This window comes from Actinoplanes oryzae, from assembly GCF_030757795.1.
In the GTDB taxonomy this organism is placed as follows: Bacteria; Actinomycetota; Actinomycetes; order Mycobacteriales; family Micromonosporaceae; genus Actinoplanes.
The window spans coordinates 1-17,762 of record NZ_JAUQWH010000178.1 but is presented as its reverse complement, the minus strand read 5'-3'; the positions used below and the strand labels follow the sequence as shown (position 1 = coordinate 17,762).

The window sequence follows — 17,762 nt, the reverse complement described above, 5'->3', positions numbered from 1 at the left end:
ACCCTGCACACGCGGGGATCTCGCCCGGCGCCGGTGGCACCTCGCCCGGCACCGGCGGAGACCTCGGCCGGTCGGGCCACAGACATGACGGGCGCTGCCTCTCCGGCAGCGCCCGTCATCGTTTCCGATCCGCCCGAATCCCGGCGTGCAGCCCGCGCCCTCACAACCCCGCGCTCGCGCCGCCCGCATCCGCTGAAGCCCGCACGCGCTGCCCCGCACGCGCGCAGCCCCGCCCTTGTGAGAGCCAGCAGCCCACACTCGTCCGAGCGGAGCCCCGCACCGTCGCGGAGAGCCGTGCGTGGTGGAGTGCCGCGCGTGATGGGGTGCCGCGCGTGATGGGGTGCCGCGCGTGATGGGGTGCCGCGCGTGGCGGAGTGCCGCGCGTGGCGGAGTCCCGTGCGTGGCGGAACCTCGTGCGTGGCGGAACCCCGCGCGGGGCGGGGCTCCGCTTGCGGGGTCAGACGCGGCGGAGGACGGCGACCACGCGGCCCATCACGACGGCGTCGTCGCCGGGGATGGGGTCGAAGGCGGGGTTGGCCGGCATCAGCCAGACGTGGCCGTCGCGCTGGCGGTAGCTCTTGACGGTGGCCTCGCCGTCGATCATGGCGGCCACGATGTCGCCGACGTTGGCGGTGGGCTGCTGGCGGACGACGACCCAGTCGCCGTTGCAGATGGCGGCGTCGATCATCGAGTCGCCCTTGACCTCGAGCATGAAGACCTCGCCCTCGCCCACGAGCTCGCGGGGCAGCGGGAAGAAGTCCTCCACGGCCTGCTCGGCGAGGATCGGGCCGCCGGCGGCGATCCGGCCGACCAGCGGCACGTAGGCCGGGGCGGGGCGGGCCGAGCGCAGTGCCTCGTCGTCGACCAGGTCGCTGGGGGAGCGGACGTCGACCGCGCGCGGCCGGTTGGGGTCGCGGCGGAGGAAGCCCTTCTTCTCCAGCTCCTTGAGCTGGTAGGCCACGCTGGACGGGGAGACCAGGCCCACCGCCTCGCCGATCTCGCGGACGCTCGGCGGGTAGCCGTAGCGCTCCACCCAGTCCTTGATGAACTCCAGGATGCGCCGCTGCCGGGCGGTCAGGTCGGCGCTGACGAGGTCGGGGAACTGGCTGACCACCGGGGTGACCGAGCGCAGCTGCGGCGCGTCGGCACTGCGCGCCCGGGCGGGGGTGCGCCGGCGCACGGCCGCTTTCGCGCCGGCGGCTTCCATCGTGGCATCCTGCTGGTGCCGGCTTGTCCGATCGTCGGTCGACACGTCGCGGCCCTTCCTGTCGGCCAGTGCCTTGTGGGCACGTGGTGCTCTCGCGGAGCCGGACAGTCGCCGTGGGGATGACGCATGCCCGGCTGACCCCTCTTGACGAGGATCTTCCGGCGCGGCGGGGACCACGACGCGGTCTGCGGCTCCGCGATGGTGCTGCCGCCCCCGAAAACCCTCGTGCACGACCGTATAGGCGCGGTGCGACATTTTCAAACATCTGTACGACTTTCCTGCGGCGTGTCGCTCGGAAGTGCTCGACTTCCGTACGCCTGTTCTGATAAACCATCGGACAGGCGTTCGATCGAACGCGTGTCCTATCCGCAGTCCCGGAGAAGGTGAATGCCGTGGTAGCCACCGGTGTGCGTCCCCGGCCCGCCCCGTTGCGGCTGACCCGGCGCGGCCGCGTCGTGCTCCTGAGTCTCTTCCTCGCGGCATGGTGCTCGGCCAGCGCCGTGTTGTGGGCCACTGCCTCCCGTGCCGACGAGGCGCCGCGTCCCGGCCCGGCCGTTGTGGTGCACGAGGGCGACTCGCTGTGGTCCATCGCCGAGCGGGTCGCGCCCGGCCGCCCCGCGAGCGAGGTGGTCGGCGACATCGAGCGGCTCAACGGCTTGACCGGCCCGCTCCTCCGGCCGGGCCAGACCCTCGTCCTCCCCGGCTGACCATGCCGGCTCCCCGACTCACCATCCCGGCCGGCGCCCGCGTGCGCGATGTGACGGGCTCCGAGTCGCATGTCGCCGTGGCGTGCTGCGGATGGTGCTGCTGATCGCATGTCTCCGTGGCGGTGCTGCTCCCGATGCCGCTGAGTCGCGTGTCGCCGTGGCGTGCTGCTGAGTCGCCTGTCGCCGTAGGCTACTGCGCGTGGCGTGTCGCCGTGGCGTGCTGCCGCGTCGCCGCCGCGGGGTTGACCGCCGTTGCGAAGCCTGACGCTCTCTGGGGAAGTCGAAGCGCCCACGAGGAAGCGGAGCCGATCACCTCGAAAGTCTCCGAGGAAGCCGATGCGACCCCCGAAACGTTCAGCCGAAGCCGCCGACGGCGCTGGGGTGATTGATCACTTACGGGTGGCTGGTGTCCCCTTTGTGGAGGAGTTCCGCCGGGCCGGCCCCCCGGCGCGCCCCCGATGCCCGACGCTGGTGATCATCCCCACGTCCTCGTCGCAGGGTCCCGCGCCGTTCGTCCGGCGGCGACCGGTTCATCCATGGCGATCATGCTTTCGTGCCCGTAAACGTGACGTGGATCAAGGACTTCGGGTGCTGCCCGTGACGGCCGTGGCACCCGTCGTATTGAGGAGGAAAATCCGGCGCGCCGACATGCCGGTGAACTTGCGTCGGCGTACGCATCGGCCTAACGTCGACCCCAACATCTAGTAGTTACAAGGGTGTAAGTCGTCCACAGGTTGGGGTCGCGGCCCTTCGTCATCCACAGGCTCGTCCACAGTTCCGAGGCGGAAAACGATCACCTCGGACTGCTGTTCGGCGTGCCCGGATCACGGAGGCAGACCGTGTTTCACCCCGCCCGGGCGGCGCTCTCGTGACGTCCGGGGGACAGGGGGATTGCGGTGCGGTGTCCGTACTGCCGGCATGCGGATTCGCGTGTGGTCGACTCGCGCGAAGCCGACGACGGCCAGCTGATCCGCCGCCGCCGGTCCTGCCCCGAGTGTGGCAAGCGGTTCACGACGGTCGAGGAGGCCGTGCTCGCCGTTGTCAAGCGCAGCGGCGTCACCGAGCCCTTCAGCCGCACCAAGATCATGAGTGGCGTGCGCAAGGCGTGCCAGGGGCGGCCCGTGGACGAGGACTCGATCGCGCTGCTCGCGCAGAAGGTCGAGGAGACGGTCCGGGCCAAGGGCGCCGCCGAGATCCCCAGCCACGAGGTCGGCCTGGCCATCCTCGTGCCGCTGCGCGAGCTCGACCAGGTCGCCTATCTCCGGTTCGCCAGCGTCTACAAGTCGTTCGACTCGCTCGACGAGTTCGAGCGCGAGATCACCGAGCTCCGCGCGGCCCGCAGCGGCCGGAGCGAGGCCACGCCGCACGAGGCCGCCGGCAAAGCACACAACGACGCCGCCGGCAAAGCGCAGCAGGAGGCCGCCGGCAAAGCGCAGCACGAGGCCGCCGGCAAAGAGCACAAAGAGGCAGCCAGCAGAGACGCCGGCAGCAGGTCGGCCGACCAGCCGGCCGAGAGGCACATCGTCAGCACCAGGTCCGGGGGCAGCCGGGCGCCCAGGGTCACCGACCGGGCGCCCTGACCGGGCGAGCCGGCCGGGCGGAGGCGCACCGGCCGGGAGCGGGCCGTGACAAGCACGGGACACGGGCCGTGAAACACCAGCGCCGGGAGCGCACCGCGGGTCAGGACGACCGTGGGCTGCCCGATCCCGGCAGGCAACACCTGCATCACCAGCGCGTGTACTGCACCGCCGCCACGGGGCGCCGCGCCGTTCGGGCACGTCTTCCGCTCTGCCGGGCGGGAGAACGCGCGCCGGGCGAGACAAACGGCTGGAATGGATTGGGATCGCGGTGGGGAAGCCGTGATCGTCGAGGGGGAGCACACAACATGGCCGGAGACGGCGTGACAGCAGGACGGCAGCGGAACCGCGCGGCCGCGAACAACGGCTCGGCAGTCGGGGGGCTGCGGGTCGAGCGGGTCTGGACGACCGAGGGCGTCCACCCGTACGACGAGGTCGAGTGGGAGTCCCGCGACGTCGTCATGACGAACTGGCGGGACGGCTCGATCAACTTCGAGCAGCGCGGTGTCGAGTACCCGTCGTTCTGGAGCGTCAACGCCGCCAACATCGTCACCACGAAGTACTTCCGTGGTGCGGTCGGCTCGCCCGAGCGGGAGCGCTCGCTCAAGCAGCTCATCGACCGGGTCGTGCACACCTACCGCAAGGCCGGCGAGGAGCACAACTACTTCGCGACGCCCGCCGACGCCGAGCTGTTCGAGCACGAGCTGACCTGGATGCTGCTGCATCAGGTGTTCAGCTTCAACTCGCCGGTGTGGTTCAACGTCGGCACGAAGTCGCCGCAGCAGGTCAGCGCGTGCTTCATCCTGTCCGTGGACGACTCGATGGACTCGATCCTGGACTGGTACAAGGAAGAGGGCCTGATCTTCAAGGGCGGCTCCGGCTCCGGGGTCAACCTCTCCCGCATCCGCTCCTCCAAGGAGCTGCTCTCCTCCGGCGGCACCGCCAGCGGCCCGGTCAGCTTCATGCGCGGCGCCGACGCGAGCGCCGGGACGATCAAGTCCGGTGGCGCGACCCGCCGCGCGGCGAAGATGGTCATCCTTGACGTCGACCACCCCGACATCGAGGAGTTCGTCACCACCAAGGCCCGCGAAGAGGACAAGATCCGCGCCCTCCGCGACGCCGGCTTCGACATGGACCTGGGCGGCAGCGACATCGTGTCGGTGCAGTACCAGAACGCCAACAACTCGGTGCGCGTCAGCGACGAGTTCATGCGCGCGGTCGAGGAGGGCACCACCTTCGACCTGCGCGGCCGCCTGCACGGCGAGGTCATCGAGACCATCGACGCGCGGCACCTCTTCACCGAGATCGCCAAGGCCGCGTGGGAGTGCGCCGACCCCGGCCTGCAGTACGACGACACGATCAACGACTGGCACACCAACCCCGAGACCGGCCGCATCACCGCGTCCAACCCCTGCTCGGAGTACATGTCGCTGGACGACTCGTCCTGCAACCTCGCCTCGCTCAACCTGCTGAAGTTCCTCAACGCCGACGGCAGCTTCCAGGTCGAGAAGTTCGTCAAGAGCGTCGAGTTCGTGATCACCGCCATGGAGATCTCGATCGCGTTCGCCGACTTCCCGACCCCGAAGATCGGCGAGACCACGCGGGCCTACCGCCAGCTCGGCATCGGGTACGCGAACCTGGGCGCCCTGCTCATGGCCAGCGGCCTGCCGTACGACTCGGAGGGCGGCCGCAGCGTCGCCGCCGGCATCACCTCGCTGATGACCGGTGTCGCCTACCGTCGCTCCGCGGAGATCGCCGGCGTCGTCGGCCCGTACGACGGCTATGCCCGCAACGCCGAGGCGCACAAGCGCGTCATGCGCAAGCACGCCGCGGCCAACGACGAGATCCGCCCGAACGGCCCGGTGGCCACGGCGCTCGTCAAGGAGGCCACGAAGCAGTGGCAGGACGGCATCAAGATCGGTGAGAAGAACGGCTGGCGCAACGCGCAGGCCTCGGTCCTCGCGCCGACCGGCACCATCGGCCTGATGATGGACTGCGACACCACCGGCGTCGAGCCCGACCTGGCCCTGGTCAAGTTCAAGAAGCTCGTCGGCGGCGGCTCGATGCAGATCGTCAACCAGACGGTCCCGCGCGCGCTGCGCAGCCTCGGCTACCCCGAGGAGCAGGTCGAGGCGATCGTCGAGCACATCGCCGACCACGGCAACGTGCAGGACGCCCCGGGTCTCAAGCCGGAGCACTACGCGGTCTTCGACTGCGCCATGGGCGAGCGCTCGATCGCGCCGATGGGCCACGTGCGCATGATGGCCGCGGTGCAGCCGTTCATCTCGGGCGCCATCTCCAAGACGATCAACATGCCGGAGTCGGCGACCGTCGAGGACATCGAGAACGTCCACTTCCAGGGCTGGAAGCTGGGCCTCAAGGCGCTCGCGATCTACCGCGACAACTGCAAGGTCGGCCAGCCGCTGTCGGCCGCCAAGCCGAACAAGGCCGCCGAGCCCGCCCCGGTGGAGCAGGCCGAGAAGGCCGTCGAGAAGGTCATCGAGTACCGCCCGGTGCGCAAGCGCCTGCCGAAGAAGCGCCCGTCGGAGACGGTGTCCTTCTCGGTCGCCGGCGCCGAGGGCTACCTCACCGCGTCGTCCTACCCGGACGACGGCCTCGGCGAGGTCTTCCTCAAGATGTCGAAGCAGGGCTCGACCCTGGCCGGCGTCATGGACGCCTTCTCCGTCGCGATCTCGATAGGGCTGCAGTACGGCGTCCCGCTGGAGACGTACGTCAGCAAGTTCACCAACATGCGCTTCGAGCCGGCCGGCATGACCGACGACCCGGACGTCCGCATGGCCTCCTCGGTGATGGACTACATCTTCCGTCGCCTGGCGCTGGACTTCCTGCCCTACGACACCCGCGCCGAGCTGGGCATCTTCACGGCCAAGGAGCGCGCCGCCCAGGTGCAGGCCGAGGCCGCCGAGGTCGCCGGCGTCGACCTGGCCGGCATGGCCGCGTCCGCGCCGGTCTCCGCCCCGGTGGGTGCCGCGACCGCCCCCTCCGCCGAGGTCCCGGCCCCGGTGGACGTCGAGAAGGAGGCGCCCAAGAGCGCCCACTCCTCGACCGAGCTCCTCGAACTGGTCCTGGGCACCTCCGCCGACGCGCCGCTCTGCTTCACCTGCGGCACCAAGATGCGCCCGGCGGGCAGCTGCTACGTCTGCGAGGGCTGCGGCTCGACCTCCGGCTGCAGCTGAGCGAGGCAAGGCCGGAAGGCCCGAGCTGAGCAGGGAAAGGCCGGAAGGCCGGAGCTGAGCGAGGCAAGGCTGGAAAGCCGGAGCTGAGCAAGGAAAGACTGGAAGGCCGGAAAAGGCCGAAGCAGATGACGATGCCCTCACCCGAGCGATCGGGTGGGGGCATCGCCCTTTACAGCAGGATCTCGACCAGCGGGCTGCCGGCGAGCCAGGCGGCCAGGCCGTCCCTCGCCCAGGACTGGCCCGGGACGATCTCGCCGAGGATCGCGGCGCGCTCGGCGGGGTCGGTCACCGCCCTGGCCCGTACGGACAGATCGTGGCCGTCCAGGTGCAGGGTGAAGGACGGGTTCGCGAGCAGGTTGGCGTACCAGTCGCGGGAGCCCGGGCTGCCCGTCAGCCAGTAGCGCCCGGCCGCCCGGTACCGCCACGTCTCGATGCGCCGGGGTTGTCCGCTGCGGCGGCCGGTCGTCGTGATCTCCACGGTCTGCTGCCGATCGAGGGCCTGTCGCGCCTCATCCGTCACCGTCATGTGACCAGGTTGCGACCTGAACCGCGCTCAAGGTCAAGCGCCGCCGCGTTTTGCCTGGTCGGTGACCGAAACCTCAGGACCGCGGGCCGCGAATGTGAGAGCCGCGCTGATATCGTGCCCGGCGTGACTGACGACGCGGCCCGCGACCGGGCGCCATTGCCCGATGGCGGGAACGTGTACGGCCACCCCGCGTCGGCGCCCCCGGTGTCCGGCTCGCCCTATGCCGGGCAGCCGAGCGGCGCGCCCTATCCGGGGCAGACCAGCGGGTCGCCGTTCCAGGCGAGCGGCGCGCCCTACCCCGGCCAGGAAACGTACGGCAATCCCTACGGGCAGGGGCAGGACCAGTACGGCCTGGACATCGCGCCCATGTCGGGCGGCGGTCCCGCGTACCCGCCGGCGATGCGCCGCATCGAGCCCTCGCCGCCCCCGCAGCGCGGCAAGCTGATCGTCGGCGCCGTGGCGGGCCTGGTGGCCGGCCTGCTCGTCGGCGGCATCGGGGCGTTCTTCATCGGACGCTCGACCGCGGGCGGCGGCGACCCGGCGGCTCCCGGGGCCGCGCAGCAGCCCGCCGTCGTGGCGCAGGCGGCCGAGGCCAACAGGGCGAAGTTCGCGGGCGACCCCGACCTGGCCGCGCTCGGCGAGCCGTGGCTGGCCGACGTGAGCGGCTGCGCCGGCGACGCGGACAGCGGCGGCCCGAAGCTGGGCGACGGGCAGAAGACCCACGTGCTCTGCCGGTACGGCGGCATCTACCTGCACTTCGTCGCCTACCAGTCGGCCGATGCCAAGGCCGCCGACATGGGCTACCGGCAGCAGGTGGCGCTCAACTCGTCGGGCATCCTGCCGGGCGCCGAGCAGCCGGCGCGCAAGCTCGGCGGCGTGACCGGGGTCTCCGGCAACTACGTCGAGTATGCGACGAAGTCCGGCAAGGACCCGGCGCTGTGCGGCATCTACTGGAACCGTGACAATACCCAGGCGGCCGTCTACCTGGACGTGATCTGCGACAGCCTGGGCGGCAAGTGGGATCCGCTGCGAGCCGTGTGGGAGCGGCACAGCTGATGGCCGGCCTGCTCGCCGGCCGCCGGGTGGCGGTCGTGCACGAGTGGTTCAGCGCGGTGGGCGGCTCGGAGAACGTCTTCCTGGCCATCGCCGACCTGATCCCGCACGCCGAGCGGCACGTCCTGTGGGCGGAGCCCGACGCGCCCGCCGCGGAGCTGCACGAGACGTGGCTCGCCCGCACCCCGCTGCGCCGGAGCAAGGCGCTCGCGCTGCCGCTGATGCCGCTCGCCTGGCGCACCACGAGGATCGACGCCGAGGTGGTCATCTCTTCCAGCCACGCCTTCGCCCACACCGTGCGGGCCGGGGACGCCCGCCACCTCAGCTACGTCCACACCCCGGCCCGGTACGTCTGGAGTCCCGGCTTCGACGGCCGCGGCGCCCACCCGTTGCTGAACCTCCCCCGCAAGTGGCTGCAGCACGCAGACGTAGCCGGCAGCAGACACGTCCACGCCTACGCGGCCAACTCGCGCGAGGTCCAGGAGCGCATCCGCCGCTTCTGGAAGCGCGACGCCACGGTCATCAACCCGCCGGTCGACGTCGACTTCTACCGTACGGAGAAGACGGGCGACGACTATCTGCTCGGCGTCGGCCGCTGGATCCCGTACAAGCGCTTCGACCTGATGATCGACATCGCCGAGGCGGCGGGCCTGCCCCTCGTCATCGCGGGCTCGGGCCCGGAAGAGGCCGCGCTGCGGGCAAAGGGACCAAACGTCCGCTTTGAAACGCGCCCGACAAGGCAACGGCTCAAAGACCTGTACGCCGGAGCCAAAGCCCTGCTCTTCCCGGCGCACGAGGACTTCGGCATCGTCCCCGTGGAGGCCCAGGCGGCCGGCACCCCGGTCATCGGGCTCGACCGCGGCGGCCTGCGCGAGACCGTCGTCCACGGTGAGACCGGCTTCCTGGCGAACACCACCGACCCGCGCGTCTACGCCGGCCTGCTGACCGCGGCGAAGGGCTTGGACCCGCAGCGCATCCGCGAGCACGCGGAGACCTTCGGCCACGACCGCTTCGCCGCGCGGATGACGGAGTGGATCGGCGATGCCGTCCGATAAGACCACCGTCCTCGACGCGAGCGGCGTCGGCCCCGGCGGCATCACCCGCGTCCTCACCGAGCTGGTCCGCCACTGGCCGGCCGGCCACGAGCTGCGCGTGATCGCGGCGCCGGAGAGCTGGGAAGGCAGCGCTGTCAGCCGCCAGTCCGGCAGCCGGGAACGTACGATCGCCGCGGCGACCGCCGCCCTACGCAAGGAAGACCGCGGCCGCATCCTGTCGCTGAGCCCGTCGCTCGCGATCGCCGGCGCCCGCCTGCCGGTCACCACGATCGTCCACGACCTCGCCTTCCGCCTGTGGCCGCGCGGCCTCTCCCGGGCCGTCCGCGAGTACCGCAAGGTCAGCTACGCCACCGCGATCCGCCGCTCGGCCGCCTTGCTCAGCGTCAGCGCGCGCACCCAGCACGACCTGCTCGGCCTGTACGAGGCCCCGTCGCAGGTCTGGCATCCGGGCAGCGACCTGCCGGAGCGGGGCACCCCGCCGCCCGGCCTGCCGGACACCTACGTCGTCGTCGCGGGGCACGCGGCGCACAAGGGCGTCGAGCTGGCCCTCGAGGCGATCCGTAGCTTCCCGCAGTACACCCTCGTCGTGCTGACCGGCGGCACGAACCTCTGGCCCGAGCAGGAGAACGTCGTCTCCCTCGGCCGCCTGGACGACGCGACCTACGCGGCCACCATCGCCGGGGCCGCCGCCTTCCTCATGCCCAGCCACTTCGAGGGTTTCGGCCTGCCCGCCGCGGAGGCCCTCGCCCTGGGCGTCCCCACGATCGTCTCGCCCGATCCGGCCCTGCACGAGGCGACCGCGGGCGCGGCGATCCGCATGCGCAGCTGGACCGCCGAGGCGCTGGTCGAGGCGCTCCGGAGCCTGACGGATCCCCCGCCCGCGACGATCCGCGGCTGGCGGACGGCCACGGAGGACCTCGTCGAACGGCTGTGGTCGTGATGCGCATCGCCATGTTGCACGCCTCCTTCGCGGTCCGTGGCGGCGCCGAGCTCTACGTCGAGGACCTCACGCGCAGCCTGATCGCCCGCGGTCACGAGGTGCGGATCTTCACCGCCGACGACCACCCGCGCCTGTCCGCGCGGATCAAGCACAAGGCGGCCGTGCACCTGGGGGACCTGGCCGATCCCACCGGGCTCACCCCGGCGGATCTGCGCGGCTTCGACGTCGTGCACGTGCACAACTGGCAGGGCCTGGGCGTCCGCACCGTGGCCCGGATCGCGCGCGCGTACCCGACGGTGCACACGGTCCACGACTACGCGATCGTCGACCCGAACAACGCCATGCTCAGCCTCGGCCGGTCACGGATCCTCGACGCCCTGCTCCGGATGCGCTCGGCGTGGATCCTGCGCCAATTCCACAACGTCCGCCTCCTGTACGCCACCGAGCGCGCCCGCGCCACGGTGATGCACGGCGCCCGCCGCCCCGAGAGCCGTCTCGTGCCCCTGGCCGTGGACCTGGACTGGAACCGCCGCACGTGGCCGCCCGGCGATCCCGCCACGTTCCTCTACCTCGGCGCCCTGGGTGTCCACAAGGGAGTCGACCTGCTCCTGGAGGCGTGGGACGGGCCGGGGACGCTGCTCGTGGCCGGCGACGGGCCGCTGCGGGCGATGGCCGAGCAGCCGCGCCCCGGCGTCGAGTACCTGGGCCGGCTCGACGAGGCGGGCAAGCGGGCGGCGTTCGAGCGGGCGGGGTGGCTGGTGTTCCCGAGCCGGCACGTGGAGACGTACGGGCTGGTCTGCGCCGAGGCCCTGCTCGCGGGCCGGCCGATCATCGCCGGGTCGCACGCGCCGCCGCCGATGGCCTCGGACACGTCGACGCTGCTCTACACCGGAGCCGACGGGCTGCGGGAGGTGCTGCACCGGGCGGCCGCCCTGCCCGCCGGCGAGTACGCGGCCCTGGCGGGCTCGGCGGCGGCGGACGGCCGGAAACTGGACTGGGACGATCACGTCAGCGCGGTCGTGGCTGCTTACGAGGTGCGATGACCGACCGCCGCTGGGACCGTGTCTGCGAGTACGGCCTCCTCTTCATCCTCGTCACCAGCACCGCCCCGCTGCTGTTCTCCGGCCTGTCCTGGCTGGCGTTCGGCGCCCGGTCCTGGGTGTTCAGCCTGGCCGGCGCCGTCGTGACGGTGCTGCTGGCCGTCGGGGTCGTGCTGCGCCGCGGGGGCGACCTGCCGGTCTTCTGGGCGCTGATCGGGGTCGCCGGGGGCGCGGTGGCCGTGGTCTGGAGCCTGATCGGCAACGCCCACCACGGCGCCGCGCAGACGCTCACCGGGCTGCGGCTGCTGCTCGTGCCGGTGGCGTTCGTGGTGATCGTCGCCGCGCTGAGCTCCGGGGCGGTGTCCCGGCTGCTCACCGTCCTGTCCTGGATGGTCGTCGCCAACGCGGTCGCGGGCGTGGCCGAGCTCGTCATCGGGCCGGCGACGCTGGTGCGCTGGGGGTTCAGCCCCGACTACAACGTGCGCTACATCGACGGCGTGTTCCGCGTCCCGGGTCTCACCGAGGTCAACGCCGAGCTGGGCCTGCTGACCGGCGCGTTCCTGCTCGGCTATGCGTTGTGCTGGTTCACCCCGGGCGTCCGTCCGCGTGGGTGGCTCCCGCACGTCGCCGCCCTCGCCGCGGTGGGCTGTCTTGCCATGAGTACGAGCCGATCCGGCGCCCTGCTCGTGGTCGGCGGCCTGGCCGGCGCGCTGATGCTGCCCCGGGCCCGCTCCCGGGTCCGCCGGCTGCTCGCCATCGGCCTCGCCGGGGCGACCGCGGCCGGGGTGGCGGCCGTCTTCGTGCTGATCGGCGCCGGCAACTCCGACAGCCTCTTCCAGCGCTTCGAGGTGTGGGGCGACCTGCTCGGCTCGGTGCCCCTGGCCGGCGACGGCATCGGCGCGGCGGGCGGGGCGAGCTACTCCCGGGTGGCCGAGTCGGCGCCGCGGTTCGTCGACAACTACTTCATCAACATCGGGCTGCAGTTCGGGCCGGTGGTGATGGTGCTCCTGCTGGCCGCCACGATCCTCGCGCTGGTGCTCCTGGTCCGCGAGTCGGGCCGGCGTCCCGAGCTGATCATGCCGATCGGGCTGCTCGCCGGGCTGGCCTGCGCCTCGCTGACCCTGGACACCTGGGAGTTCAAGTCGGCGATGCTGACGCTGATCCTCTTCGGCGCCCACGGCCTGCGGCCGGCGGAACGACGGGACGGCCGAAGGGGAGCGGCCGGCGAGCTGAGGCGGCCGGCGCGATGAGGCGGCTGCAGGAGTCCCAGCTCTCCGTCCAGGCGCTGACCCGGCTGGCCAGCGCCGGCGTGTTCCTGCTCGCCTCGTGGGCGGACAGCCGGCACGTCGCGCTGATCGCCTTTCAGGGCGCGCTGCTCGCCATCCCGTACACCCTGATCGAAGCCCTGGTGGGCCGCCCGCAGTCGGCGGGCGTCGTGCCGCGCGAGTGGGATCCGGAGAGCTGGGCCCTGCGCGCCGCGACGGCCGTCACCGTGCCGGTCGCGGCGATCGGCTATGTCGCCATGTCCGTCGCGCTGCCGCAGACCGGCGTCGTGGACCGGCTCCTGGTCATCGTTCCCGTGCTGATGCAGCTGCCGGTCGAGGCACTCTTCTGGTCGATGGCGGTCACCCGCACCCGCCGCCGGGCCAACCTGGTGCCGCAACTGGTCGCCGCCGGCACGCTGGTGACCGCGGCGGTCTTCGCGGCCACCGACCTGCGGCTGGAGGTCGCCGCCGTACCCGCGCAAGTCGCCGTCGTCCTCTCGGCGTTGTCGTTCCGCAAGACCCGCAAGCCCGGACTCCTCGCCTCGCTCCGGCCGGGACTGAGCTACTGCGTCGCCGCGGGCATCGACCTCGCGTACGTCATCGCCCTGCCCGCGGTCGCCGGCGCCCTGGCCGGACCGGCGGCGATCGTCGTGCTGCGGGCCATGGACCTCGCCTTCGGGCCGTTCCACGTGGCGCTGGCCGCGACCACGCGCGAGGACATCGTGGCGGGGCGGGAGGCACGCTTCCGCACGAAGGTGCGCGCGCTCACCGTCGTGCTGTGGGCGGGCATCACGGTGGTCGTGCTCGCGAGCCCGTGGGTGCGGGGACTGCTGGCGGAGGAGCTGGCGGCGGCGAGCTTCACGGCGGTGGCGCTCTCTTGCGCGTACAAGGGGGCGGTCATGGTGTCGACGTGGCTCTCGACCCGGCACATGATCCGGGCGGCGCCGCGGACGTACCTGGTGTCGGCGATCGGCTCGCGGGCGATCGCCTTCGCCGGTCTGGCCCTCGCCCTGCTCTGGGTGAGCGCCGCCGAGGACCTGTTCCTGCAGCTCGTGGTGGCGGAAGCGCTGGTGGTGGCGTGGTTCGCCGCTCGGATGCGCGGCCCGTCGTCGGCTACCCTGGTGACTTTGCGTCAGTCCCAGGAGACCTCATGAACCCGCTGCCGCCCGCCTCCCGGTGGGCCAACCTGCCCCGCCGCCGGGCGATCGCCGCCGCGGGCGCGCTCATCGCGGGCGCCGGGGTGGTCGGCGCGGGTGCCGCGGCCTACGGCTCGTCGCCGGCCGAGCGCGACTACAACGTCCGGGACTTCGGCGCCACCGGCGACGGCAGGACCGACGACACGAAGAGCCTGCAGAAGGCCCTGGACGCGGCGAAGCCGACCGGAGGAATCGTCTTCTTCCCGCCGGGCACCTATGTCACCGGGCGGCTAGTCCTGCCCTCGCGGGTCCACCTGCGCGGCAGCGGCGGCGACGCCACGACGCTCAGGCTGGCCCGGGGCGCGAACTCCGCCATCCTCGAGTCGGACGGCTTCGACCGGGAGTCGGCGGCCGGCAGCGACGCGGGCATCTCCGGCTTCAGCATCCGCGACCTCACCCTGGACGGCAACGCCGCGCAGGACAACCCGGTCGGCGTCGGGCTGCGCGTCTACGGCTACGGCTACGAGCTGGCCGACGTGACCGTCTTCAACTGCGGCGCCGACGGGGTGGTCAGCGCCTGGGGCACCGCCGGCGACCTGCCCGCCCCGTCGCACCAGATGGAGTCGCGCGTCACCGGCCTGCGCATCCACGACAACGGCGGGCACGGCGTCAACTTCGCCGGGCCGCACGACTCGATGTTCCTCAACTGCCTGTCGTTCCAGAACGCCGGGACCGGCTTCCACATGAACGGCAACGGCTACGGCACCCTGATGGTCAACTGCCATGCGTGGGGCGTGCGGCAGGACATCTCGTTCGAGCTGGCCGCCTCGGGCATCGGGTGCGTCAACTGCTACGCCGACCTCGACGGCGGCATCGGCGTGCGGATCTCGCGCAACGACTGCCGCTGGGTGGCCGGCTATGTGCAGGGCGCCAACCACGCCGGGGACACGCCGGAGATCGGCATCCAGTTCGTGCCCGGCGCCAAGCCCGAGGAGCCCGCCTCGGCGACGATCGACACGCTGATCCGCAACTGCGCCACCGCGGCCGTCGACTTCGGCGCCGAGCGCGGCCTGTCGAGCATCCGCGCCACGCTCTCGCAGCCCGGCGTGGCCGGAGTCACCGGCAGCGGCCGGGGCTGGATGGGCCAGCCGGCCGCCAACACGCAGGTCGAGATCACGCACGGCCTCGGCCACCCGAAGAACCTCGTCGTGCGCCCCGCCTTCGACCTCCGCGTCCAGGACACCCCGGCGGCGCCCGACGACGGCCAGGTGCGCGTCTTCGCCCGCGACAACGACGGCGAGACCCAGCTCTGCGTACGCTTCCCCAACGGCGAAGTCCGCGTCCTCGCCTCCGAGTAAGCTAGCGGCCGCCGCCGCGCAGGACCTCGAGGACCGTACGGACGATGACCTTGACGTCGAGCCAGAGCGACCAGTTCTCGATGTAGTAGTTGTCGAAGCGCGCCCGGTCGGAGATCGGCGTGTCCCCGCGCAGCCCGCTGACCTGTGCCAGCCCGGTCAGCCCGACCGGCATCCGGTGCCGCATCGCGTAGTCGGGGTAGTCGGCGGAGAACTGGTCCACGAAGTGCGGCCGCTCGGGGCGGGGGCCGACGACGGTCATGTCGCCGCGCAGGATGTTCCAGAGCTGGGGCAGCTCGTCGAGGGACGTGCGGCGCAGGAAGCGGCCGATCGGCCCGACCCGGGGATCAGTGGCGACCGACCAGGTGGTCTGCGCCTCGGTCTCGTCGGCCGGGCGCATCGAGCGGAACTTCAGCAGCTGGAACGGGCGGCCGTAGCGGCCGATGCGCTCCTGGCGGAAGAGGATGCCGGGGCCGCCCTCGAGGCGCACGGCGGCCGCGCACAGCAGCAGGACCGGGCTGAGCAGGAGGAGCGCGACGCCCGCGGCGGCGACGTCGAAGGCGCGCTTGAGCAGGAACTGCGGCCCGGTCAGAGAGGGGCGGTTGACGCGGCTCACCGGGATGGCGCCGATGTGGTCGGGGATGCCGTGGCGGGCGTGGAACTCGCGCAGCCGCGGCACCACCCACAGGTCGCAGCCGGCGAGGCGGGGCGAGCGGGCGATGCGGAGCAGCTCGTCGTCGTCGCAGTCGATGTCGGCGATCAGGAGCACCTCGCACCGGGTGAGGCGGACGATCTCGGGCAGCTCGTCGAGCGAGTCGGCGACGAAGCCCGCGAAGTGCAGGCCGTACTGGGGATAACGGCGCAGCAGCCGGGCCAGCTCGGCAGCGACCGGGCCGCTCCCGACGACGACGGCGGAATGCTCGACCCAGCGGCGCCGGCGCGCGACCACCACGGCTGTGCGGGTGAGGGCGCGTCCGATGAGGACGAAGACGGCCGAGACCGCGATCAGGCGCAGGAAGCCGACCACGTACTCGACCGAGTCGTGCCGTTCCGCGGCGATGATGGCGACCACCGCGGCGGCGGCGAGCAGCCTCACGCAGAGTAGCGGGAGCTCGTCGAGGAAGCTGACGTGCCGGCGCCCCGCGTAGAGCCCGCCGAGCGCGAAGACGGCCACTGTGACCAGCGCCGCAGCGATGAGACCCTTCCAGTAGTCCCGGTTCCAGGCGAGCGGGAGCACGAAGGCGGCGACATCTACCGGCAGGGTGAGCATCCATGCACGGAGAGCACGGAAACGGGAGGCGCGAGGCGAGGCGACGTACGGCAGCACGGCGGTCGACGCCGACCGCTGCCGCGGCACCCCCGTGCGCACTTGCTCCATCATTCCCCCGAAAGCCCTGCTGGCGGGCCCGAGCATACGGCGCTGATGAATATTTGCCCAGCCCGGTACCATCTCCGCCATGCCCGTGGACGTGAAGGTCGCCTCGGATTCGCCGACCCAGCCCGACCCCGCCGCCCCGCCGCCCCGCAAGCGGCGCTGGGGGTTACGGATCGTGTTGATCGTCGCCGTCGTCCTGATCGTGCTCGCCGGTGGCGGCGCGCTGGCGGCCACGCTCTACGCGCGGGACATCGGCAACGACATCCAGCGGGTGCAGGCCTTCGACCAGGTGCCCGAGGCGGAGCGCCCGGCGAAGGAGCAGGCGGCCGGCGACGCCATGAACTTCCTGGTCCTGGGCAGCGACACCCGCGACCCCGAGTCGACCGGCGGCTCCCGCTCGGACACGATCATCCTCATGCACCTGCCGGCCGACCGCTCCGGCGCGCAGCTGGTGTCGATCCCGCGGGACACGTGGACGCACATCCCGAAGAGCGCCGACGGGCAGCACGGCAACACCACCGCGAAGATCAACGCAGCGTACGCGTGGGGTGGCACGCCGCTGATGGTGCGCACGGTCGAGAACTTCACCGGCGTGCGCATCGACCACGTCGTGATGGTCGACTTCGCGGGCTTCAAGGACATCGTGGACGCCCTCGGCGGCGTGGAGATCGACGTGGAGACGGCGTTCACCTCGACGCACTCGCTCAACAAGGACAGCGTCCGCAAGTTCGCGGCCGGCCCGCAGACCATGGACGGCGCCACCGCCCTCGACTACGCCCGCGAGCGCTACGCCTTCAAGGACGGCGACTTCGCCCGCATCCGGCACCAGCAGCAGGTGATCAAGGCCATCCTCAACAAGGCGGCCTCCGGCGGCACCCTGAGCAACCCGGGCAAGCTCAACTCGTTCCTGCGCGCCACCGCCGACGCGGTCAGCGTGGACGAGACGCTCAACATCTTCGGCATGGCCGGTGACCTGCGCCACCTGCGCAGCGACAGCCTGACCTTCTACACCAGCCCCACCACCGGTACGGGCACCCGCGGCGACCAGAGCGTGGTCCTGCCCGACAAGGCCAAGGCCAAGCAGTTCTTCGCCGCCGTCAAGCGCGACGACGTGGCGCAGATCAAAGCCACCGGCACCGTCAAGTAGTTGCCGCCGGCCGGAGTCCCGCTCAACACAGCCACGCGGCCGGAGAGCGGACGCGCAACACGCTCGCAACGTGGGAGGGCTGGCGTGATCTTCAATATTTGCGATAGTGAATCGCGTGCAGATCCTCGCAGCCGCCGCGGCGGTGCTCACCCTGATCGGAGCTCGCACCTCGCGATCTCGCT

At 71.8% G+C, this 17,762-nt stretch carries 13 protein-coding genes and 1 pseudogene; 11 read left to right on the top strand and 3 right to left on the bottom strand.

The annotated features are described in order from the left end of the window. Positions 1-457: 457 nt before the first annotated feature. Complete coding sequence (gene lexA / locus RBH18_RS36835) at positions 458-1,207, bottom strand: transcriptional repressor LexA (protein ID WP_306215130.1); 750 nt, start codon at positions 1,205-1,207, stop codon at positions 458-460. 392 nt (positions 1,208-1,599) lie between these two features. On the opposite strand from lexA, the gene RBH18_RS36830 reads away from it, so the two are divergent. The 3 genes and pseudogenes from RBH18_RS36830 to RBH18_RS36820 all read left to right on the top strand — a co-directional run bounded on the left by RBH18_RS36830 (position 1,600) and on the right by RBH18_RS36820 (position 6,688). Next, positions 1,600-1,914, top strand: coding sequence for a LysM peptidoglycan-binding domain-containing protein (locus tag RBH18_RS36830; RefSeq protein WP_306215127.1), 315 nt, complete (start codon positions 1,600-1,602; stop codon positions 1,912-1,914). Positions 1,915-2,810: 896 nt separating this feature from the next. Then, a pseudogene (gene nrdR / locus RBH18_RS36825) lies at positions 2,811-3,263 on the top strand (transcriptional regulator NrdR); the annotation flags it as partial. Positions 3,264-3,799: 536 nt separating this feature from the next. Beyond that, positions 3,800-6,688, top strand: coding sequence for a vitamin B12-dependent ribonucleotide reductase (locus tag RBH18_RS36820; protein WP_306215126.1), 2,889 nt, complete (start codon positions 3,800-3,802; stop codon positions 6,686-6,688). 169 nt (positions 6,689-6,857) lie between these two features. Here the strand turns inward: RBH18_RS36820 and RBH18_RS36815 are convergent, their stop codons facing one another. Then, on the bottom strand, positions 6,858-7,214 hold the full coding sequence (locus RBH18_RS36815; protein WP_306215125.1) for a nitroreductase family deazaflavin-dependent oxidoreductase: 357 nt from the start codon (positions 7,212-7,214) through the stop codon (positions 6,858-6,860). A gap of 123 nt (positions 7,215-7,337) precedes the next feature. On the opposite strand from RBH18_RS36815, the gene RBH18_RS36810 reads away from it, so the two are divergent. Genes RBH18_RS36810 through RBH18_RS36780 form a run of 7 tightly spaced genes read left to right on the top strand, consistent with a single transcriptional unit; the run spans position 7,338 to position 15,061 of the window. Next, on the top strand, positions 7,338-8,270 hold the full coding sequence (locus RBH18_RS36810) for a hypothetical protein (RefSeq protein ID WP_306215124.1): 933 nt from the start codon (positions 7,338-7,340) through the stop codon (positions 8,268-8,270). Next, on the top strand, positions 8,270-9,322 hold the full coding sequence (locus RBH18_RS36805) for a glycosyltransferase (protein WP_306215123.1): 1,053 nt from the start codon (positions 8,270-8,272) through the stop codon (positions 9,320-9,322). Before RBH18_RS36810 ends, RBH18_RS36805 begins: the two co-directional genes overlap by 1 nt. Then, on the top strand, positions 9,309-10,262 hold the full coding sequence (locus RBH18_RS36800) for a glycosyltransferase (RefSeq protein WP_306215122.1): 954 nt from the start codon (positions 9,309-9,311) through the stop codon (positions 10,260-10,262). Before RBH18_RS36805 ends, RBH18_RS36800 begins: the two co-directional genes overlap by 14 nt. After that, positions 10,262-11,305: a glycosyltransferase gene (locus RBH18_RS36795; RefSeq protein ID WP_306215129.1), complete on the top strand. Its 1,044-nt coding sequence runs from the start codon at positions 10,262-10,264 to the stop codon at positions 11,303-11,305. The genes RBH18_RS36800 and RBH18_RS36795 overlap by 1 nt, the downstream gene beginning before the upstream one ends. Next, entirely contained in the window at positions 11,302-12,552 is a 1,251-nt protein-coding gene (locus RBH18_RS36790; RefSeq protein WP_306215121.1) for a hypothetical protein, read from the top strand. The genes RBH18_RS36795 and RBH18_RS36790 overlap by 4 nt, the downstream gene beginning before the upstream one ends. Then, on the top strand, positions 12,549-13,721 hold the full coding sequence (locus RBH18_RS36785; protein WP_306215120.1) for a hypothetical protein: 1,173 nt from the start codon (positions 12,549-12,551) through the stop codon (positions 13,719-13,721). The genes RBH18_RS36790 and RBH18_RS36785 overlap by 4 nt, the downstream gene beginning before the upstream one ends. Further along, on the top strand, positions 13,718-15,061 hold the full coding sequence (locus RBH18_RS36780; RefSeq protein WP_306215119.1) for a glycoside hydrolase family 55 protein: 1,344 nt from the start codon (positions 13,718-13,720) through the stop codon (positions 15,059-15,061). Before RBH18_RS36785 ends, RBH18_RS36780 begins: the two co-directional genes overlap by 4 nt. A 1-nt stretch (position 15,062) precedes the next feature. Here RBH18_RS36780 and RBH18_RS36775 read toward each other — a convergent pair whose 3' ends face one another. Further along, complete coding sequence (locus RBH18_RS36775) at positions 15,063-16,328, bottom strand: sugar transferase (RefSeq protein ID WP_306215118.1); 1,266 nt, start codon at positions 16,326-16,328, stop codon at positions 15,063-15,065. A gap of 187 nt (positions 16,329-16,515) precedes the next feature. Here RBH18_RS36775 and RBH18_RS36770 point away from each other — a divergent pair, with 187 nt between their 5' ends. Then, on the top strand, positions 16,516-17,580 hold the full coding sequence (locus tag RBH18_RS36770) for an LCP family protein (protein ID WP_456237647.1): 1,065 nt from the start codon (positions 16,516-16,518) through the stop codon (positions 17,578-17,580). Positions 17,581-17,762: the final 182 nt, after the last annotated feature.